This is a genomic window from Streptomyces achromogenes subsp. achromogenes (genome assembly GCF_000720835.1).
In the GTDB taxonomy this organism is placed as follows: Bacteria; Actinomycetota; Actinomycetes; order Streptomycetales; family Streptomycetaceae; genus Streptomyces; species Streptomyces achromogenes.
This window is the reverse complement of record NZ_JODT01000036.1, coordinates 1-18,097: the sequence shown is the minus strand read 5'-3', so window position 1 is coordinate 18,097 and position 18,097 is coordinate 1. Positions and strand designations below refer to the sequence as shown.

The window sequence follows — 18,097 nt, the reverse complement described above, 5'->3', positions numbered from 1 at the left end:
CCCCGGCCACTCCGAGAGGGAGGACTCCCATGCCCCTGTCCCGACGGGCCCTGCTCACCGCGGGCACCGGCGCCGCCGCCGCGCTCGCCCTGACACCGGCCCCCGCACACGCCCGCACCCGCCCGTTCGGCCGCCACGGCTCCCCGGACCGCCGCCGCACCCCGGGCACCCTGTACGTCGACCCGCACGGCCGGGGCGACTTCACCTCCGTCCAGGCCGCGGTGACCGCCGCCACGGGCAGCGGCCGGACCCTGGTCATCGCCCCCGGCACCTACCGCGAGACGGTCACCGTCGACGCCGGCCGTACGGAGATGACCTTCATCGGCGCCTCCGAGGACCCGCGGGACGTGGTGATCGTCTACGACAACGCGGCCGGCACCCCCACGCCCGGCGGCGGCACCCACGGCACCAGCGGCTCGGCCACGACCACCGTCCAGGCCGACGGGTTCACCGCCCGCTGGATCACCTTCGCCAACGACTGGCTGCGCGCCGACCACCCCGGCACCACCGGCACCCAGGCCGTCGCCCTCAAGGCACAGGGCGACCGGAGCGCCTTCTGGCACTGCCGCTTCCTCGGCCACCAGGACACCCTGTACGCCGACTCCACCGCCCTGTCCGTCTTCGCCCGGCAGTACTACGCCCACTGCCACATCGAGGGCGACGTCGACTTCGTCTTCGGGCGGGCCACCGCCGTGTACGAGCACTGCCGCTTCCGCACGCTGGACCGCACCGACCTGTCCGCCCCGCCCTACGGCTTCGTCTTCGCGCCCTCCACCGCCCGGGCCAACCCGCACGGCATGCTCGCCGTGCGCTGCCGGTTCACCTCCGGCGCGCCGGACCGGGCGTACAAGCTGGCCCGGCCGTGGGTGCCGTCCAGCGAGACCACGGCCCGGCCGGCGCTGGTCGTGCGGGACAGCGTCATCGGGCCCGGCGTCGACCCGGTGGCGCCCTACGCCAATATGCGGGACGCCTATCCCTGGCAGTCCATGCGCTTCGGCGAGTACCGCAACTCCGGGCCGGGCGCGGTGGTCGGTGTTCCGGCCAACCGGCCGCAGCTCACCGCCGCCGAGGCCGCGTTGCACACCCCGGCCGCCTACCTCCGCGACTGGCGTCCCCGGGAAGGGGCACGCATATCGATCGGGTAACAGGGCTCGCGGTCTCGATGTGATGCGCGTAGACAGTCTCCGACCTGGTACATCACTCTCATCCACCGGATCGGAGAACCATGCGGAAGTCCCTCGGGGTCCTCGCGGCCGGCGCCGCCTGTGCCGTCGCCGGCGCGGCGCTGTACGGCGCGGGCGCGGCCACCGCCGGCCAGTCGACCGCCAACTCCACCCACGAGCCGTACAACATAGGCCAGTTGGTGAAGGACATCGACTCCTACTACGGCACCACCGTCGACGCGAACGGCGTCTACCAGGCGTCCCCGGACAGCCCGTACGCCCGCGAGCTCGCGCGGATCGACGCCGACGCCAGGAGCTACCTCGACAAGGCCGCCCGCAAGGCGCACCGCCGGGGCGAGAAGCCGGCCGTGGTCTTCGACATCGACGACACGCTGCTGCTCAGCCTGGACTACGAGAAGCGCACCAACTACACGTACAACGACGCCGACTGGAACGCGTACGTGGACCGGGCCGACCGCCCGGCCGTCTTCGGCAGCCCGGAACTGGTGCGCTACGCCGAGTCCAAGGGGGTCGAGGTCTTCTACAACACCGGTCTGGGCGAGGCCCGCCGGGCCGCCGCGGTGGCGAACCTGAAGAAGGTCGGCGCCGACGTCAACCTGGACCCCGCCCACATGTTCCTCAAGGACAAGGCCAACCCGCCGGCCTACCTGAAGGACTGCGCCACCCCGGGCAGCTGGAAGTGCACCACGGTCCAGTTCAAGTCCGCGACGCGCAAGCACATCGAGCAGGACCTCGGCTACGAGATCATCGCCAACTTCGGCGACCAGTACTCGGACCTCGGGGGCGGCTACGCCGACCACGCCTACAAGCTGCCGAACCCGACGTACTTCGTCTCCTGACGCCCGGGCCGGCGGGCGCCAGGGTCTAGGAGCGGTCGTGCGGGGCGAAGTCGCCGGTCACCGTGTAGGTGTGCCCGTCGGCGGTCCCCGTCATGACGTAGCCGTCGTCCTTGGCGTCCCGCCCCCCGCGGGCGTGGTCGTACTGCCCGGCGAACACCCACTGGCCCGCCGGGACCGTACGCCCCGGCTTCAGCGTCCAGGTGTAGACGACGAACCCGTCCCGCTCCACGACGCTCTGGGCGAAGTCCGCCTCGGGCAGCGAGCGCCAGGCGCCCGTGGAGGTCACCCCGCCGGTCTGCGCGATCCTCAGCTCGACGGTGAGCGACTCGAGCCGCGCGGACGTCTTCAGGGTCAGATTGCTCTGCGCCCAGAAGTCGTTGCTGTGCGGGTCCACCGAACCGTCCGACCACAGCGGGCCGTTCCGCTCGGCGCGGGCCGGCGGCGGACCGGCCGAGGCGGTCGCCTCGGGGGTGGCCGAGGAGGGGGAGGAGGACGGTGTGCGGGGCGGCTCGCCCGCGGCCTTGCCGGGCGTCGGGCGCGCCGTGGGGGCGGGGGACGCCGGGGCCGTGGAGCGCTCCGGCGACGCGCTGGGCGTCGGGGACACCGCCACCGTCCGCCGGGCCGGCGGGTCGTCCTTCACGGCGGACGCCACCGCGTAGCCCCCGACCGCGAGCACACCGGCCACCGCGGCCGTCGCGGAGGCCACCCGCAACCAGCCCACCACCGGCCGGCGCACGGCCCGGTGGCCGGAGCGGGACGGCTCGGCCATGCCGCGCTCCACCCGGGCCAGGATGCGCGCGCGGTCCGGCTCATGGGCCCCGGCCGCCTCGTGCAGCCGGGCGCGCAGCTCGTCGTGCACGTCCTGCCGCCTCATCGGTTCCTTCCTCCGCTCTCGCCGACCCGGGCCGCCATCGCCGCGTGCACCCGCCGCGGGTCGCCCTGCGGGCCGAGCAGCCGCTGGAGTTCGGCCATGCCCTTGGACGTCTGGCTCTTAACCGTACCCACCGAGATCCCGAGCGCGAGCGCGGTGTCCTTTTCCGACAGGTCGAACGCGTGCCGGAGCACCACACACGCCCGTTTCCGGAACGGCAGCCTGCGCAAGGCCTCCTGGACGTCCACCACGCCGGCCACGTCCGGGTTCTCGGTCCGTTCCTCGCCGCGCGGCCAGAACAGCGCGATCCGCCGCCGCTCGCGCACCGCGCCGCGGATCCGGGTGCGGGCCAGGTTGGCGACCACGCCCCGGGCGTACGCCACCGGCCGGTCGGCGGCGCGCACCCGGTCCCAGCGGTGCCACAGCGCCAGCAGCGCGTCCGCCGCCAGGTCGTCCGCGGCGTCCGCCTCGCCGGTCAGCAGATGGGCGAGACGGGCCAGTTCGGCGTAGTGCCGTTCGAAGAAGGCATGGAACTCCACGGAGGCGGCGTCGTCGACGACTGTGCCCACGGGTGACCTCTTCTCGATGCGCGCTCTGGAGGTGAGTGTCATGTGAATGACATGCGAGGGTCCAGGGAGGCCCGGACGGAGATCCGGAAGCGTAGCAGTGATCGTTTCGGTGTTCTCGTACGGGGGGTCGGACACCGTATGACCGACCGAACTCACCCAGGGAACACGGAAACGACCCGAAGAGGGTTCACCAGAAGGGGAGAAGGAGGGGGAATCCGCGCCGGACGGGCCGGGGGAGTGCGTGGCGCCCCGCCCCCTGCCGGGGCGCCACGGGCGGTGCTTTTCCAGCCGCTACTTCAGCGCCGCCTGCATCATGGCCCGCGCCACCGGCGCCGCCAGGCCGTTGCCGCTCACCTCGGAGCGGGCCGCGTCGGACTGCTCCACCATGACCGCGACGGCCACTTCCTTGCCATTGGCGTCCGACTTGCCGTAGGAGGTGAACCAGGCGTACGGCGTCTTGCTGTTGTTCTCGCCGTGCTGCGCGGTGCCGGTCTTGCCGCCGACGGTCACCCCGTCGATCAGCGCGTTCGTGCCCGTACCGTCCTTGACCACCGTCTCCATCGCCGACTGGAGCTGCTCGGCGGTGGTGGAGCCGATGACCTCCGAGGTCTCGGTGCCGTCGTCGTAGTCCTTCAGCACATCACCCCCGCTGTCGGTGATCTGCGAGACCATGTGCGGCGAGACCAGCTTGCCGCCGTTGGCTATGGCCGCGGACACCATGGCCATCTGGAGCGGGGTGGCCGTGACATCGAACTGGCCGATGCCCGACAGGGCCGTCTGCGCCTTGTCCATGTCCGAGGGGTAGACGCTCGCGTAGGCGCGCACCGGCACGTCCTGCTCGTCGTCGTTGAAGCCGAACTTCTCGGCCATCTCCTTGACCTTGTCCTGCCCCAGCTCGACGGCCATGTGACCGAAGACGTTGTTGCAGGAGTAGCGCAGCGCGACCCGGATGGAGGCGTTCTTGCACGGCGCCGACTTGTTCTCGTTGTTCAGCGGCTGCACCGTGCCCGGCATGATGTACGGGTCGGGGCTGTCGGTGGGCTGGTCCACGTCCTTGTACAGCCCGTCCTCCAGCGCGGCCGCGGCGACGACGAGCTTGAACGTCGAGCCCGGCGGCAGCGGCTGGCGCAGCGCGCGGTTGGTGAGCGGCTTGTCCTTGTCCGCGTTGAGCGCCTTCCACGCCTTGCCCGCGGTGTTCGCGTCGGTGAGCGTGGAGGGGTCGTACGATGGCGTCGAGACCACCGCGAGGATCTTCCCGGTCTTCGGGTCGATCGCGACGGCCCCGCCCTTCTTGCCGCCCAGCGCGCGATAGCCCGCCTTCTGCACGGCCGGGTCGATCGTCGTGAGCACGTTGCCCGGGTCGGGGCGCTCACCGGTGACGGTGTCCATCACCGTCTTGAGCTGGTTGTCCGTGCCGTTGAGCAGGTCCGTGTAGATGCCCTCCAGCTGGGTGGGGGCGTAGGCCTGCGAGGCGTAGCCGGTCACCGGCGCGTACAGCTCGCCGTCCGTGTACGTCCGTTTGTACGCGAGATCGCTTCCCTTCGTCCTCGCCGAACCGGTGATCGCCTCCCCGGCCACGATGATGTTCCCCAGGGGACGCGAGTACGTCGCGATCACGTTCCGCCGGTTGTGATTGTCGTCCGCGAGGGCCTGGCCGTCGTAGAACTGCAGCCATGTCGCCCTGACCAGCAGGGCGAGCACGAGCAGCAGCGCGAAGACGGACGCCCGCCTGATCGTCTTGTTCATCCCGCACGGAAGACGAGTGGAACGGTGCCGATCGTTCCCGTACGCCCCGCCTTTTCATCCGGCTCTCAGGCGGCGGACTCCGGACGGCCGCCCGCCCCGCCGCCCAGCACCAGCACGACCTCCTCGATCTCCCGGCCCCGCGCGTTCGCGAAGCCCCGGGCGCGGGCCGTCTCGCGGAAGCCGCACTTGGCCAGGACGCGCAGCGAGCCCGTGTTGTCGGCCGCCGCCCGGGCGTACAGCGGGCGTTCGGGGACCTCGGCGAGCAGGGCCCGCAGCGCGGCCGTCGCCACGCCCCGGCCCCAGTACGCGCGGTCGATCCAGTACGACACCTCGCGCTCGCCGGCCTCCCCGTACACCACCGCGTTGCCCGCCACCGCCCCGTCGGCCAGGACCGTGCGCAGGACGGCGCAGCCGGCGCACAGGCGCCGCCAGTACGCCGCGAAGGCCTGCGGGCCGGTGCAGTCCTCCGGCCCGAACGCGGCCATCCGGACGGCCTCCGGGTCGGTCATCTGGCGGTGGAACACCGGCACGTCACTGTCCCGGACGGCGCGCAGCGCGATCTCCATACGACCGAGCCTAGGTGTGCCCTCCCGGGACGGCACACCTGGGCCGCCCGGCTCACAGCCGGCGGGTCGCCAGGGTCAGGCGGTCGCGCGCGTCGAACAGCGCGTCCTTGATCATCTGCTCGTGGGCCGGGGTCAGCCGGGCCACCGGGACCGAGCAGCTGATGGCGTCCCGGGCGGGCGTGCGGTACGGGATGGCCACGCCGAAGCAGCGCAGGCCCAGCGTGTTCTCCTCGCGGTCGACCGCGAAGCCCTGCTCGCGGACCTGGCGCAGCTCCTCGATGAGCCGCTCCCGGTCGGTGATGGTGTGCTCGGTGAGCGCGGGCAGCGTCTCCGGCAGCAGCTTGCGCACCTGCTCGTCGGTGTACGTGGCGAGGATCGCCTTGCCGAGGGAGGTGGAGTGGGCGGGCAGCCGGCGGCCGACCCGGGTGAAGGGGCGCAGGTAGTGCTGGGACTGGCGGGTGGCCAGGTAGACCACGTTGGTGCCGTCGAGCCGGGCCAGGTGGATGGTCTCCGTGGTGTCGTCGGAGAGCCGGTCCAGGGTCGGACGGGCGGCGGCCACCACCTCGTCGCCGTCGATGTAGGAGGTGCCCACGAGCAGCGCCCGCACCCCGATGCCGTACCGCGTGCCCGTGGCGTCCGTCTCCACCCAGCCCAGCTCCACCAGCGTGCGCAGCAGCATGTACAGGCTGGACTTGGGATAGCCCACGGCCTCCTGGACGGCCGCGAGGGAGTGCATACCGGGCCGGCCGGCGAAGTACTCGAGCAATTCCACGGTCCGTACCGCGGACTTGACCTGCGCCCCGCCCCCTGCTTCGCCTGCCGTCATCGCCCTTGACCCCTTCGTTCGACGAGGACCTGAGATATATAGTCTCCGAGCAGCGTTCATCATCAGAGACAGTGTTCAGTATATCGAACGCGGCTGATGGGTGACGCACAGGTTCAATAAGTGCGGCCTTTTGGAGGGACCCGCGGTGGCAGCAGCACCAGTCTGGAGTGTCGACCCGCGCACCGGGAAGCAGCGCGAACAGGTTGCGGTCGAGGCCACAGCCCAGGAGGTGGACGCGGCCGTCCGGGCGGCGCAGGCCGCGCGCGAGGCGCTCGCCGACCGCGCGGTCCGCGCCGCCTTCCTGCGCTCGGCCGCCGCGGGCCTGGACGCGGCCCGGGACGCCCTGGTCGAGACCGCCGACGCCGAGACCGCCCTCGGCCAGGTCCGGCTGTCCGGCGAACTCGCCCGCACGGTCTACCAGTTGCGGGCGTTCGCGGACATCGTCGACGAGGGCGCCTTCCTGGACGTCGTCATCGACCACCCCGACGCCACCGCGACCCCGCCCGTGCCGGACCTGCGGCGCTACAAGGTGCCGCTCGGCGTCGTCGCCGTCTACTCCGCCTCCAACTTCCCCTTCGCCTTCTCCGTCGCCGGCGGCGACACCGCGAGCGCGCTCGCCGCGGGCTGCCCCGTCGTGGTCAAGTCCCACCCCGACCACCCGGCCCTGTCCGAGCGGGTCGCCGAGGTGCTGCGCCGGGCCGCCGCCGGACACGGCATCCCCGAGGGCGTCGTCGGCCTGGTGCACGGCTTCCAGGCGGGCATCGAACTGATCAAGCACCCGCTGGTCGCCGCGGCCGGCTTCACCGGTTCCATCCGCGGCGGCCGGGCGCTGTTCGACGCCGCCGCCGCGCGCCCGGTGCCGATCCCGTTCCACGGCGAACTCGGCTCGCTGAACCCGGTCCTGGTGACCGAGGCCGCCGCGGCCGAGCGGGCCGAGGAGATCGGCGACGGGCTCGCCGGGTCGATGACCCTCGGCGTCGGCCAGTTCTGCGTCAAGCCCGGCCTGGTGCTGGTGCCCTCCGGCGGGGCCGGCGACCAGCTGGTGAAGTCGCTGGCCGACGCCGTCGCCGGCACCGACGCCGGGGTGCTGCTCGACCACCGGATGCGGGACAACTTCATCGCCGGTGTGGCCGAGCGCGCCGAGCTGTCCGACGTGGACGCGCCCGTCACCCCGGGCGAGGGCGGCGAGCACACCGTCAGCGCGGGCTTCCTCACCGTGCCGGCGGCGAAGCTGACCGCGGAGGGCGAGCACGACCTGCTGCTGGAGGAGTGCTTCGGGCCGGTCACGGTGGTGGCCCGCTACGCCGACGAGCAGGAGGCCAAGGCCGTGCTGTCCCGGCTCCCGGGCAACCTCACGGCGACGGTCCAGCTCTCCTCGCAGGAGGCCGCGGGCCAGGGCCGGGGGCCGGAACTGCTCGCCGAGCTGACCCCGCTGGCCGGACGCGTCCTGGTCAACGGCTGGCCGACCGGGGTGGCCGTGGCACCGGCCCAGCACCACGGCGGGCCCTACCCGGCGACCACCTCCACCTCCACCTCCGTGGGCGGCACCGCCATCGAGCGGTGGCTGCGGCCGGTCGTCTACCAGAACGCGCCGGAGGCGCTGCTGCCGGCCGAACTGAAGGACGACAACCCCCTCGGCCTGCCCCGGCGGTTCAACGGCCGGCTGGAGCGGTAACCCGCCGGCAGCCCAGCAGGAACGTCACGGCGAGCAGGGCCGCCGCCACGGTCAGGCTCGCCCGCAGTCCAGCGGCGAAACCGTCGTCCACCAGGGCGCCGAACACCGCGATCCCAAGGCCGCCGGACACCTGCCGGGCCGCGTTGAGCACCCCGGCGGCCACCCCCGCCCGCTCGGCCGGCACGGCGTCCAGCAGCACCGCGGTCAGGGCCGGGATGGCCAGCGCCACACCGACGGCCATCGGCACCAGCAGCACCGCCACCACCCCAGCCGGTGTGCCGGTGCCCACGGTGAACAGGCCCAGCAGGCCGGCCACCGCGAGCGCCTGGCCGATGAGCAGCGGCACCCGGGCGCCGTAGCGCCCCGCGAGCCGGCCGGCCACCACGTTCGTCGTCGCGATCACCCCCGTCATGGGCAGGAACAGCAGCCCGGCGGCGAGCGCCGAACGGCCCTGTACCTGCTGGAAGAACAGCGAGAACACGAAGACCATCCCGTAGAACGCCACGCTGGACGCCGACCCGGTGGCCACGGCCAGCCGCACCGTCCGGTCGCGGAACAACCCGAGCGGCACCACCGGGTGCGGCCGCCGCGTCTCGATCCGTACGAACGCGACGGCGGCGGCCACGGCCACGGCACCGGAGACGAGGCCCGCCGTACCGCCCTCGATCACCGCGAACGTCAGCGCGGTCAGGGCCAGTACGGCCGTCGCCTGGCCCGGCAGGTCCAGCGGCGCGGGCCGGCGCGCCGAGCGGGGCGCGCGCACCAGCAGGACCAGCGCGGCCACGCCCAGCGGCAGATTGACGAAGAAGATCGCCCGCCAGTCCCACCAGGTGGTCAGCAGCCCGCCCGCCATCGGACCGAGGGCCAGCGCCGTCGAACCGCCCGCCGCCCAGGTGGCCACCGCCCGGCCGCGCCGGACCGGATCCGGGTAGGCCTGGCGCACCAGGGCCAGCGAGGCGGGCAGCACCACGGCCGCCGCCGCCCCCTGCACCGTCCGCGCGCCGATCAGCGCCGGCAGGCCCGGCGCCAGCCCGCAGGCCGCCGAGGCGAGCGTGAACACCGTGATGCCCACGGCGTACGCGCGGCTCGCCCCGGCCCGGTCCGCGAAGGCGCCCGTGGAGAGCATGAGCGCGGCCAGGGCGAGGGTGTAGGAGTCCACCACCCACTGGAGCCCGGACATCCCGCCGCCGAGGGAGGAGCCGATCGCCGGGAGGGCGACGGTCACGATGGTCGAGTCCAGGGTGATCAGGGCGCTTCCGAGGATGGCCGCCACGAGGGTGAGCACCGGCGCGGTACCCGTTTCCCCGCCCTGGCTTGTGGGTTGATGGGTCGTCAGAGTCTTCGCGTTCGCCATACGGCCATGGTGCTGATCCTTTCCGGCCTACAGTAGTGGCCTGAATGCCATGCATCCGGAGGTTCTGGCCATGCTGCGTGTCGCCGTCGTCGCGTCCCCGCCCGTGTCGATGTTCAACCTCGCCATCCCCGAGCTGCTCTTCGACAAGGTGCGGGTCGACGGCGAACCGGGCTACGAGGTCGTGATCTGCGCGCCCGAGCCCGGCCCCATGCCCACCACCGGCACCCTGGACCTGTACGTGCCGCACGGCCTGGAGGCGCTGCGCGAGGCGCACACCGTGATCGTCGCGGGCACCGGCCGGCCCCTGACCCCGGACCCCCGGGTGGTCGGGGCGCTGCGCGAGGCCGCCGCGGCGGGCAAGCGCATCGCCTCCATCTGCTCCGGCGCCTTCTCGCTCGCCGAGGCGGGCCTGCTCAAGGGCCGCAAGGCCACCACCTACTGGGCGCAGGCCGGGGAGCTGCGCCGCCGCCACCCCGAGATCGACCTCCAGGGCGACGTGCTGTTCGTCCAGGACGGCCCGTTCCTGACCGCCTCCGGCTACGCCGCCGGCATCGACCTGTGCCTGCACATCGTCCGCACCGACTACGGCGCCGCCATCGCCAACGAGGTCGCCCGGCTCGCCCTGGTCGCCCCGGTCCGGCCCGGCGGGCAGACCCAGTTCACCCAGACCCCGCTGCCGCCCGAGCGCGGCACCGCCTGCGCCGACACCCGCGGCTGGGCGATGCGCAACCTGGACAAGCCGCTCACCCTGACCGACCTGGCCCGGCACGCCGGCGTCTCGGTGCGCACCCTCACCCGCCGGTTCCAGGCCGAGAGCGGGGTCAGCCCGTTGCAGTGGCTGCTGCACCAGCGCATCGAGCGGGCCAAGGAGCTGCTGGAGACCACCCGGCTGCCCATGGACCAGGTGGCCGCCGCCTGCGGCCTGGGCACCGCCGACTCCCTGCGCACCCACCTGGTCCGCCGCACCGGCCTCACCCCGAGCGCGTACCGGTCCCAGTTCAGCAGGCACGGCCACCCGCCCGGGCCGGGTACGCCCGCCGTGGCCTGAAGGCGCGCCGTCCCGGCCCGTGTGTTCCCCGCTACCCGGCGAACACCGACGGACTACTGCGGCAGTACTTTCCCAAGGGCACCGAGCTGTGCCGGCGCAGCCGTGAACACCTCGGTGCCGTACCGGCGGTGTTGCCGCGCCCCCTTGGATTCGTCCAGCGCGGAAGGCCTTCCCTGTACGGTCTTCAGCCGACGACGATTCCGCGGTGCTCCGTCCATGCCTGGCAGGCGGCCACCATGGCGTTCAGCCACGCGGCATCCGGGTTGCGCTCCGCGTAGAACCGGTGCATGCGCAGGCCGGCTGCCGCGAAGGCGTCCACCGCCCCGGGCTGCGCCTGGTGCCATGCACGGCACTGCGTAGCGCACCGCTCGGCGTCACCCGGATCGTGGCCGGCCGCGATGAGCTGCACGACCAGGAGGGCGACATCGATGAATCCCGCGCCCCTGGTCGGCCATGCCCAGTCCACCACCCAGTTCCGCGTGGAGCCGATCAGGAAGTTGTCCGGGTTGATGTCCGTGTGCAGCAGGGAGCCACCCCGGAACAACGACCTCTCGGCGGGGTCTGCCGTGAAGCGGTCCCACCGGGTCTCGGTCCAGTGCTCGGCGACCGGGGGCAGAGGCAACTCCCCGATCCGACAGACGAGATCGACCACCTTCGGCACGTCCGGGGAGCCGGGCGCGAGATCCGCCGTCCGCGCCCGCACCGCCTCGAAGCCCAGGATCAGCCAGTCTTCTTCGACTTCCCAGAGCAGGGGCGGCGCGATCGGGCTCGTGTAATCATTGATCATCTGTTCCCGGATCAGTGACGTACGCCGCCCTCCTGCACGGTTGCGGACCGCCTTGACGAAGAACACTCCCTTCTCGCAGTCCACAAGGGCGGTCAGATCCGAGCTGAAACCCCGCTCGGTCCGCCGGATGCTGCTCACCTCGCCCGTGTGCTGCCGGATGAGTGGAAGGATCTCGGACTCTGGAGTATCTGCGCTCATATGCCGCTCAGTTCCTCGGGGAACACGAACTGCCCGGAAAACCGGGGGTGCATTCCCCGTTGTCGGGACCCTCGTCGCTTTCGTTGTCCGGACCGCACGGGCTGTCCGGGCCACAGCCACGAGAGGGGGAAGCGCCGTGCGTCGCCTGCCGGATGACCGCGTTGGCCTGCGCCATCTCGGGGCCGCCGAGGATAGCGCCGAACGGAGCGTCGTGAACGTTCCCCACGCCCATCCAGGTGGAGAACACGCATGGCGACACCCTGCCGTCCGGGGAGCAGGTGCTGCGGGACGGCATCGCCCACCTGCGCGCGGCATGGGCCGCGCACCCGCAGGACCGGGCACTGTCCGGTCTCATCGCCGAATTCGCCGCTCAGGACGAGGACTTCGCCCGTTTGTGGTCACAGCGGGAGGTCGGCGTCAACGGACGCGGCCGGAAGGTGCTGCGGCATCCGGCCGCCGGTGCGATCACCGTCGACTTCGAAGTCCTGCTGCCGCTCCAGGACCCGGAACTGCGTCTGCTGGTCTACCGCGCCGCGGACGAGAAGAGCCGCGCGTCCCTGGACCGGCTGTACGCACGGTGACGCCGCGTCCTCCTCCCCGGGCCGGCCCCGGCCGCTCTGGCAGGCGGCGAGGCGCTCGCTGTGCTCAGTCCCACCGGGCGTGGGGGCCCCGATGGTGGTGCGGCCGGGAATACCCCGGCCTGCTTGAACGTTCACGTACCCGGCCCGGGGAGATCCCCCGCGCCCGTACGACCCGGAAAGAGCGGAAAGACATGCGCGTCGAGATCTGGAGCGACATCGCCTGCCCCTGGTGCTACGTGGGCAAGGCCCGCTTCGAGAAGGCGCTGGCTGCCTTCCCGCACCGTGACGAGGTCGAGGTGGTGCACCGGTCCTTCGAGCTGGACCCGGGCCGGGCCAAGGGCGATGTGCAGTCGGTGATCACCATGCTGACCAGGAAGTACGGCATGAGCGAGGCCCAGGCGCAGGCCGGCGAGGACAACCTCGGTGCCCAGGCCGCCGCCGAGGGCCTGGACTACCGCACCCGGGGCCGCGACCACGGCAACACCTTCGACATGCACCGCCTGCTGCACTTCGCCAAGGAGCACGGCCGGCAGGACGCGCTGATCCAGGTCCTGTACCGGGCGAACTTCGCCGAGGAGCGGTCCGTCTTCTCCGAGGGCGACGAGCGCCTGGTGGAGCTGGCCGCCGAGGCCGGACTGGACGCCGGGGCCGCCCGCGCGGTGCTCGCCGACCCGGACGCCTACGCCGAGGAGGTGCGCGCCGACGAGCGCGAGGCCGCCCAGCTCGGTGCGACCGGCGTGCCGTTCTTCGTCCTCGACCGCACGTACGGCGTCTCCGGTGCCCAGCCCGCCGAGGTCTTCACCCAGGCGCTGACCCAGGCCTGGGGCGAGCGCTCCCCGCTGCGGCTGGTCGGCCAGGAGGACACCGACGCCTGCGGCCCGGACGGCTGCGCGGTTCCGCGGCACGGCTGACAACGGCAGACGGCACGGCCGAAACCCGCAGGTCACGGGCGTCGTATAAGGGCTACTACGAGGTGCCACGGGAAAATTCGCAATGGACGGGGAGTTCCGGGGGACGCAGAGTGGTCCCATGCAGACCACGGAGACCTTCGACCGCCTCGTCCGCGCCGAGTTCCGGCCCCGGAGCACCTACCTCAACACCGCGAGCAACGGCCTGCTGCCGGCCCGTACCGTCGCCGCCCTGAACGAGGCGGCGCTGCTGCGGGCCGAGGGCCGGCCGCTCACCCCGCTGTACGAGGACGTGGAGGCGAGCCGGGCCGCGTTCGCCCGGCTCGCCGGCGTCCCGGCCACCCGGGTCGCGGCCGGCGCCTCGGTCGCCGCGCACACCGGGGTGATCGCCGCCGCGCTGCCCGCGGGTGCCGAAGTCCTCACCGCCGAGGACGACTTCACCTCCGTGCTCAACCCCTTCCACGTCCGCGGCGACCTCAAGGTCCGCACGGTCCCGCTGGAGCGGATCGCCGATTCCGTCCGGCCGGGCACCGCGCTCGTCGCGGTCAGCGCCGCGCAGTCCGCCGACGGCCGGCTCGCCGACCTGCCCGCCCTGCGCGAGGCCGCCCGCGCCCACGGCGCCCGCACCTACGTCGACTTCTCGCAGGCCGCCGGCTGGCTGCCCTTCGACGCGGACGCCTACGACTTCACCGCGAGCGTCGCCTTCAAGTGGCTGCTGGGCCCGCACGGCGCCGCCTTCCTCACCGTGCCCGAGGACTTCGGCGGACTCACCCCGCTGCTCGCCGGCTGGGTCGCGGCCGAGCACCCGTGGGACAGCTGCTACGGCCCGGTGGCCGAACTCGCCCACTCGGCCCGGCGGTTCGACCTCACCCACGCCCTGTTCACCTTCGCCGGACTGCGCCGGTCCCTCGAACTCGTCGAGGAACTGGGCGTGCCGGCGATCCACGCCCACGACACCGCGCTCGCCGACCGGTTCCGCGCTGGGATCGCCGCGCTCGGCCACGAGCCGGTGCCGGCCCCCGGCTCGGCGATCGTCTCGGTGCCCGGACTGGGCGCCCGGCAGCCGGAGTTGAGCGCGGCGGGCATCGAGGTCTCCGACCGCGCGGGCCATCTGCGCGCGGCCTTCCACCTCTACAACACGCCCGAGGACGTGGACCGCCTGCTGGCCGCGCTGTCCGCCTGACCGTCCCGGCCCTCGCACCCGGCCGTCGCGCACAGATTGGCCTCGACCCGGCCGAGCAGCCCCAGCAGCTGCTCGCGCTCGGCGGGCGACAGCCCGGCGAAGCTCTCCTCCTCCAGCGTGCTCCACAGCCGCGCCACCTCGTCCAGCAGCCGCGCCCCGGACTCCGTGGCCTCCACGAGCACCGCGCGCCGGTCCGCCGGGTCCGGCAGCCGCCGTACATGGCCGGCCTGCTCCAGCCGCTGGAGCATCTTCGTCACCGTGGACGGGTCCAGCCCGAGCAGCCGGATCAGCTCCGACTGCCGGGCCGGGCCGCGTTCCCACAGGTGCATCATCACCAGTTCCTGGCCCGGGTAGAGGCCGAGCCCGCGCAGCAGTCCGGCGGCGGCCGTGCGGTGCAGCCGGGCCACCCGGCTCAGCGCGTGTCCGACCGGTCCGCCCCGCGCGGCGGCGGGCAGCTCGGCGCGGGAGTGCCGGGCGGCGTGTGCCGTCGCCGGTTCGTTGCTGGCGTCCATGGGTGGCTCCCGCGCTTGTCCGTAGATCCCGTCCGTACGGTCCCGAAGCGTACTCACCGCCATTTGATTGGTCGACCAATGAATGGGTTAAGGTGGTCCGTGCCGAGCTACTTGGCCGACCAACTAACTCTTCTCGGGAGTACCCATGACCACCGCCTTCGACCCCGTGGACCTCCCCGGCCTGTGGCTGGCCAACCGCATCGCCATGGCGCCGATGACCCGCAGCCGCGCCGCCGCCGGCGGGCTGCCCACCGCCCTGACCGCCGCGTACTACGCCCAGCGCGCCTCGGCCGGACTGATCGTCACCGAGGGGATCCAGCCCTCGGCCGTCGGCCAGGGCTACCCCGACACCCCCGGTCTGCACACCGCCGGGCAGATCGCCGCGTGGCGCCCCGTGACCGACGCCGTGCACGCCGCCGGGGGCCGGATCTTCGCCCAGCTCATGCACACCGGCCGCGTCGGCCACCCCGACCTGCTGCCCGAGGGCCTGGTCAACGTCGCCCCCTCGGCGGTGGCGGCGCGCGGCCAGGTCTACACCCACCAGGGACCCAAGGACTTCGTCACGCCCCGGGAACTGTCCGAGGCGGAGATCCACGCCACCCTCGCCGATTTCGCGGCGGCGGCCCGGGGCGCCGTCGAGGCCGGCTTCGACGGGGTCGAACTCCACGGCGCCAACGGCTATCTCATCCACCAGTTCCTGGCGCCCGGCAGCAACCGGCGCACCGACGGCTGGGGCGGCTCGGTGGCGGGCCGCGTCCGCTTCGCCGTGGCGGCCGTCCGGGCCGTCGCCGAGGCGATCGGCCCCGGCCGCACCGCCCTGCGGATCTCCCCGGGCAACCCCCTCAACGACATCGAGGAGCCCGAGCCGGAGCCGGAGTACACCGCGCTGCTCGACGCGCTGGAGCCGCTGGGCCTCGCCTATCTGCACGTGATGGAGAGCGCGGACTTCCGCGCCCTGACGCCCGTGCTGCGCAAGCGCTTCGGCGGGGCCTTCGTCCTCAACCCGGCGACCGAGGGCCCCACCGGCCCGGACGCCCTCGCCCTGATCGAGGACGGCTCGGCCGACCTGGTCGCCTTCGGCCGGCTGTTCCTCGCCAACCCCGACCTCCCGGCCCGCCTCCGGGCCGGCGGCCCGTTCAACCCGGCCGACCCGGCGACCTTCTACGGCGGCGGGGCCGAGGGCTACACGGACTACCCGACGCTGTGACCACGCGCCGCGAGGGCCTCCGGCCGGTGCGCGGAGGCCCTCACGGACGAGTTCCACCGGGCCGGCGAGGCCCCGTGGACGGGTTCACCGGACCGGCGTGAAGTCCCGTGCCCCGATGAACTCCGGTCGTCGCACCGGCGCGGCGAACGGCTCGACCGCCGTGTTCTCCACGCTGTTGAACACGATGAACACGTTGCTGCGCGGGTACGGCGTGATGTTGTCGCCCGAGCCGTGCATGCAGTTGCAGTCGAACCAGGTCGCCGAGCCGGCCTTGCCGGTGAACAGGCGGATGCCGTGCTCGCTCGCCAGGGCGGTCAGCGCCTCGTCGGACGGGGTGCCCGCGTCCTGCATCTGGAGGGACTTCTTGTAGTTGTCCTTCGGCGTGGCACCGGCGCAGCCCAGGAACGTCCTGTGCGAACCCGGCATGATCATCAGGCCGCCGTTGGTGTCGAGGTTCTCGGTCAGCGCGATCGAGACCGACACCGTCCGCATATTCGGCAGGCCGTCCTCGGCGTGCCAGGTCTCGAAGTCCGAGTGCCAGTAGAAGCCGCTCGCGCCGAAGCCCGGCTTGACGTTGATCCGGGACTGGTGGACGTACACGTCCGAGCCGAGAATCTGCCGGGCGCGGCCCACCACGCGCGGATCGCGCACCAGGTTCGCGAACACCTCGCTGATCCGGTGCACCTCGAAGACCGAGCGGATCTCCTTCGACTTCGGTTCCACGATGGAGCGCTCGTCGGCGCGGACGTCCGGGTCGGAGACCAGCCGGTCCAGCTCACGCTTGTAGATCTCGACCTCGTCCGGCGTGATCAGCTGATCGACGGCGAGGAAGCCGTCCCGCTCGTAACGCTGGAGGTCGGCGGTCGCGATCGGACCCGGGGTGTCCGGGGCGCCCCAGACGACGGGATCCTGGCGGGGGACGGTCACCTCGGCGGTGCCGCGGGTCGGGTAGAGATTCTTCACGGTGGCGGTGGTCATGGTTCTCACACCTCCTCGGGCTCGGTGAGCAGGGGGTAGACGCCGTTCTCGTCGTGGTCCTCCCGGCCGGTGACCGGCGGGTTGAACACGCAGATGCAGTGGAAGTCCTCCTTGACGCGCAGCGTGTGCCGCTCGTGCCCGTCGAGGAGGTACATGGTGCCGGGCGTGATGGTGTACGTCGTGCCGGTCTCGTGGTCGGTGAGTTCCGCCTCGCCCCGGGTGCAGACGACGGCCTCGATGTGGTTGGCGTACCACATCGACGTCTCCGTCCCGGCGTACAGAATCGTTTCGTGCAGGGAGAAGCCGACCCGCTCCTTGGCGAGGACGATCCGCTTGCTCTCCCAGGTGCCCGACGCCGCCTTCACATGGCGGTCGGTGCCCTCGATCTCCTTGAACGATCGGACGATCACGGTGGTGCTCTTCCTCCTTGCCCGGCCGTGCCGGGCGGTTCGCAGGCGTTCTCGGTACGGTCTCGGTGCGGGTCTCTAAGCGGTTTCGCGGACCGAGCGGGCGAGGATGCTCAGGCCCTCGTCCAGCTCCCCGGGGGTCACGGTGAGCGCGGGCAGCAGCTTGACGACCTCGCCCTGGGGGCCGGACGTCTCGATCAGCAGCCCCAGCTCGAAGGCGCGCCGGGCGACCCGCGCGGCCCGGTCCTTCGCGTGGAACTCCAGGCCCCACACGAGCCCGCGCCCGCGGTACTCCTTGACGTCGGCGAGGTTCTCCTCGGTGATGGAGATCAGCGCCCGCTCGACCTGCTCACCGCGGGTGCGGGTCTGCTTCTCCATGGCCGAGCCGTCGGTCCAGTACGTCTCCAGCGCGGCGGTGGCGGTGACGAAGGCGGGGTTGTTGCCGCGGAAGGTGCCGTTGTGCTCGCCGGGCTCCCACACGTCCAGCTCCGGCCGGAACAGGCACAGCGACATCGGCAGGCCGTATCCGCTGATCGACTTCGACACGGTGACGATGTCCGGGGTGATGCCGGCCTCCTCGAAGGAGAAGAAGGCGCCGGTACGGCCGCAGCCCATCTGGATGTCGTCGACGATGAGCAGCATGTCCTGCCGCTCGCAC

General features: G+C 72.5%; 20 protein-coding genes. 8 read left to right on the top strand and 12 right to left on the bottom strand.

The annotated features are described in order from the left end of the window. Positions 1–29 precede the first annotated feature (29 nt). Entirely contained in the window at positions 30–1,145 is a 1,116-nt protein-coding gene (locus IH25_RS0130310) for a pectinesterase family protein (protein ID WP_030617784.1), read from the top strand. An 80-nt stretch (positions 1,146–1,225) separates the two neighbouring features. Further along, positions 1,226–2,023: an HAD family acid phosphatase gene (locus IH25_RS0130305; RefSeq protein ID WP_030617780.1), complete on the top strand. Its 798-nt coding sequence runs from the start codon at positions 1,226–1,228 to the stop codon at positions 2,021–2,023. A gap of 25 nt (positions 2,024–2,048) precedes the next feature. Here IH25_RS0130305 and IH25_RS0130300 read toward each other — a convergent pair whose 3' ends face one another. From IH25_RS0130300 to IH25_RS0130280, 5 genes are all read right to left on the bottom strand, one after another. Beyond that, positions 2,049–2,897: a hypothetical protein gene (locus IH25_RS0130300; RefSeq protein ID WP_030617776.1), complete on the bottom strand. Its 849-nt coding sequence runs from the start codon at positions 2,895–2,897 to the stop codon at positions 2,049–2,051. Beyond that, the gene (locus IH25_RS0130295; RefSeq protein WP_030617773.1) at positions 2,894–3,463 is read right to left on the bottom strand and encodes a SigE family RNA polymerase sigma factor; all 570 of its coding nucleotides are present in this window, start codon (positions 3,461–3,463) and stop codon (positions 2,894–2,896) included. The genes IH25_RS0130300 and IH25_RS0130295 overlap by 4 nt, the downstream gene beginning before the upstream one ends. Positions 3,464–3,754: 291 nt before the next feature. Then, the gene (locus IH25_RS0130290) at positions 3,755–5,209 is read right to left on the bottom strand and encodes a peptidoglycan D,D-transpeptidase FtsI family protein (RefSeq protein ID WP_030617770.1); all 1,455 of its coding nucleotides are present in this window, start codon (positions 5,207–5,209) and stop codon (positions 3,755–3,757) included. A 65-nt stretch (positions 5,210–5,274) separates the two neighbouring features. Then, entirely contained in the window at positions 5,275–5,775 is a 501-nt protein-coding gene (locus IH25_RS0130285) for a GNAT family N-acetyltransferase (protein ID WP_030617768.1), read from the bottom strand. Between the two features lie 52 nt (positions 5,776–5,827). Then, complete coding sequence (locus IH25_RS0130280; protein WP_030617765.1) at positions 5,828–6,601, bottom strand: IclR family transcriptional regulator; 774 nt, start codon at positions 6,599–6,601, stop codon at positions 5,828–5,830. Positions 6,602–6,746: 145 nt separating this feature from the next. On the opposite strand from IH25_RS0130280, the gene IH25_RS0130275 reads away from it, so the two are divergent. Then, positions 6,747–8,276 (top strand): aldehyde dehydrogenase (NADP(+)), encoded by a 1,530-nt coding sequence (locus tag IH25_RS0130275; RefSeq protein ID WP_030617763.1) that lies wholly within the window; start codon positions 6,747–6,749, stop codon positions 8,274–8,276. Here IH25_RS0130275 and IH25_RS0130270 read toward each other — a convergent pair. Continuing rightward, positions 8,254–9,630, bottom strand: coding sequence for an MFS transporter (locus IH25_RS0130270; RefSeq protein WP_051754235.1), 1,377 nt, complete (start codon positions 9,628–9,630; stop codon positions 8,254–8,256). The two genes, IH25_RS0130275 and IH25_RS0130270, sit on opposite strands and share 23 nt — an antisense overlap. A gap of 49 nt (positions 9,631–9,679) precedes the next feature. On the opposite strand from IH25_RS0130270, the gene IH25_RS0130265 reads away from it, so the two are divergent. Further along, on the top strand, positions 9,680–10,678 hold the full coding sequence (locus IH25_RS0130265) for a GlxA family transcriptional regulator (protein ID WP_030617760.1): 999 nt from the start codon (positions 9,680–9,682) through the stop codon (positions 10,676–10,678). 184 nt (positions 10,679–10,862) lie between these two features. Here the strand turns inward: IH25_RS0130265 and IH25_RS0130260 are convergent, their stop codons facing one another. Both IH25_RS0130260 and IH25_RS42610 read right to left on the bottom strand, forming a co-directional pair. Further along, positions 10,863–11,603 carry a protein kinase family protein gene (locus IH25_RS0130260; RefSeq protein ID WP_245172922.1) on the bottom strand — a complete coding sequence of 247 codons (741 nt, stop codon included), beginning with the start codon at positions 11,601–11,603 and terminating at the stop codon, positions 10,863–10,865. Between the two features lie 67 nt (positions 11,604–11,670). Further along, positions 11,671–11,895 carry a hypothetical protein gene (locus IH25_RS42610; protein ID WP_245172924.1) on the bottom strand — a complete coding sequence of 75 codons (225 nt, stop codon included), beginning with the start codon at positions 11,893–11,895 and terminating at the stop codon, positions 11,671–11,673. A 4-nt stretch (positions 11,896–11,899) separates the two neighbouring features. Here IH25_RS42610 and IH25_RS37930 point away from each other — a divergent pair, with 4 nt between their 5' ends. The 3 genes from IH25_RS37930 to IH25_RS0130245 all read left to right on the top strand — a co-directional run bounded on the left by IH25_RS37930 (position 11,900) and on the right by IH25_RS0130245 (position 14,335). After that, positions 11,900–12,244 (top strand): MmyB family transcriptional regulator, encoded by a 345-nt coding sequence (locus IH25_RS37930; protein WP_245172921.1) that lies wholly within the window; start codon positions 11,900–11,902, stop codon positions 12,242–12,244. A 191-nt stretch (positions 12,245–12,435) separates the two neighbouring features. Beyond that, entirely contained in the window at positions 12,436–13,155 is a 720-nt protein-coding gene (locus IH25_RS0130250) for a DsbA family oxidoreductase (protein WP_030617752.1), read from the top strand. A gap of 118 nt (positions 13,156–13,273) precedes the next feature. Next, positions 13,274–14,335, top strand: a complete 1,062-nt coding sequence (locus IH25_RS0130245; protein WP_030617748.1) for an aminotransferase class V-fold PLP-dependent enzyme — start codon at positions 13,274–13,276, stop codon at positions 14,333–14,335. Here the strand turns inward: IH25_RS0130245 and IH25_RS0130240 are convergent. Further along, the gene (locus IH25_RS0130240) at positions 14,284–14,847 is read right to left on the bottom strand and encodes a MarR family winged helix-turn-helix transcriptional regulator (protein WP_051754232.1); all 564 of its coding nucleotides are present in this window, start codon (positions 14,845–14,847) and stop codon (positions 14,284–14,286) included. The genes IH25_RS0130245 and IH25_RS0130240 overlap by 52 nt on opposite strands. Before the next feature lie 145 nt (positions 14,848–14,992). Here IH25_RS0130240 and IH25_RS0130235 point away from each other — a divergent pair, with 145 nt between their 5' ends. Beyond that, complete coding sequence (locus IH25_RS0130235; protein WP_030617744.1) at positions 14,993–16,054, top strand: alkene reductase; 1,062 nt, start codon at positions 14,993–14,995, stop codon at positions 16,052–16,054. Positions 16,055–16,138: 84 nt separating this feature from the next. On the opposite strand, the gene thpD is transcribed toward IH25_RS0130235, so the two are convergent. The 3 genes from thpD to IH25_RS0130220 all read right to left on the bottom strand — a co-directional run. Continuing rightward, positions 16,139–17,032: an ectoine hydroxylase gene (gene thpD, locus IH25_RS0130230; protein ID WP_030617741.1), complete on the bottom strand. Its 894-nt coding sequence runs from the start codon at positions 17,030–17,032 to the stop codon at positions 16,139–16,141. A gap of 5 nt (positions 17,033–17,037) precedes the next feature. Then, complete coding sequence (locus IH25_RS0130225; protein ID WP_030617739.1) at positions 17,038–17,442, bottom strand: ectoine synthase; 405 nt, start codon at positions 17,440–17,442, stop codon at positions 17,038–17,040. A gap of 75 nt (positions 17,443–17,517) precedes the next feature. Next, positions 17,518–18,097, bottom strand: a 580-nt coding sequence (locus tag IH25_RS0130220; protein ID WP_030617735.1) for an aminotransferase class III-fold pyridoxal phosphate-dependent enzyme, incomplete at its 5' end; no start/stop codon positions are given.

Excerpts from the sequence above, each read along its gene's own strand:
- IH25_RS0130280 (WP_030617765.1), bottom strand. The coding sequence starts at position 6,601 with ATGACGGCAGGCGAAGCAGGGGGCGGGGCGCAGGTCAAGTCCGCGGTA.
- IH25_RS0130310 (WP_030617784.1), top strand. The coding sequence starts at position 30 with ATGCCCCTGTCCCGACGGGCCCTGCTCACCGCGGGCACCGGCGCCGCC.
- IH25_RS42610 (WP_245172924.1), bottom strand. The coding sequence starts at position 11,895 with ATGGGCGTGGGGAACGTTCACGACGCTCCGTTCGGCGCTATCCTCGGC.
- IH25_RS0130290 (WP_030617770.1), bottom strand. The coding sequence starts at position 5,209 with ATGAACAAGACGATCAGGCGGGCGTCCGTCTTCGCGCTGCTGCTCGTG.
- IH25_RS0130245 (WP_030617748.1), top strand. The coding sequence starts at position 13,274 with ATGCAGACCACGGAGACCTTCGACCGCCTCGTCCGCGCCGAGTTCCGG.
- IH25_RS0130285 (WP_030617768.1), bottom strand. The coding sequence starts at position 5,775 with ATGGAGATCGCGCTGCGCGCCGTCCGGGACAGTGACGTGCCGGTGTTC.
- IH25_RS0130305 (WP_030617780.1), top strand. The coding sequence starts at position 1,226 with ATGCGGAAGTCCCTCGGGGTCCTCGCGGCCGGCGCCGCCTGTGCCGTC.
- IH25_RS0130265 (WP_030617760.1), top strand. The coding sequence starts at position 9,680 with ATGCATCCGGAGGTTCTGGCCATGCTGCGTGTCGCCGTCGTCGCGTCC.
- IH25_RS0130300 (WP_030617776.1), bottom strand. The coding sequence starts at position 2,897 with ATGAGGCGGCAGGACGTGCACGACGAGCTGCGCGCCCGGCTGCACGAG.
- IH25_RS0130250 (WP_030617752.1), top strand. The coding sequence starts at position 12,436 with ATGCGCGTCGAGATCTGGAGCGACATCGCCTGCCCCTGGTGCTACGTG.
- IH25_RS0130235 (WP_030617744.1), top strand. The coding sequence starts at position 14,993 with ATGACCACCGCCTTCGACCCCGTGGACCTCCCCGGCCTGTGGCTGGCC.
- IH25_RS0130270 (WP_051754235.1), bottom strand. The coding sequence starts at position 9,630 with ATGGCGAACGCGAAGACTCTGACGACCCATCAACCCACAAGCCAGGGC.
- IH25_RS0130240 (WP_051754232.1), bottom strand. The coding sequence starts at position 14,847 with ATGGACGCCAGCAACGAACCGGCGACGGCACACGCCGCCCGGCACTCC.
- thpD (WP_030617741.1), bottom strand. The coding sequence starts at position 17,032 with ATGACCACCGCCACCGTGAAGAATCTCTACCCGACCCGCGGCACCGCC.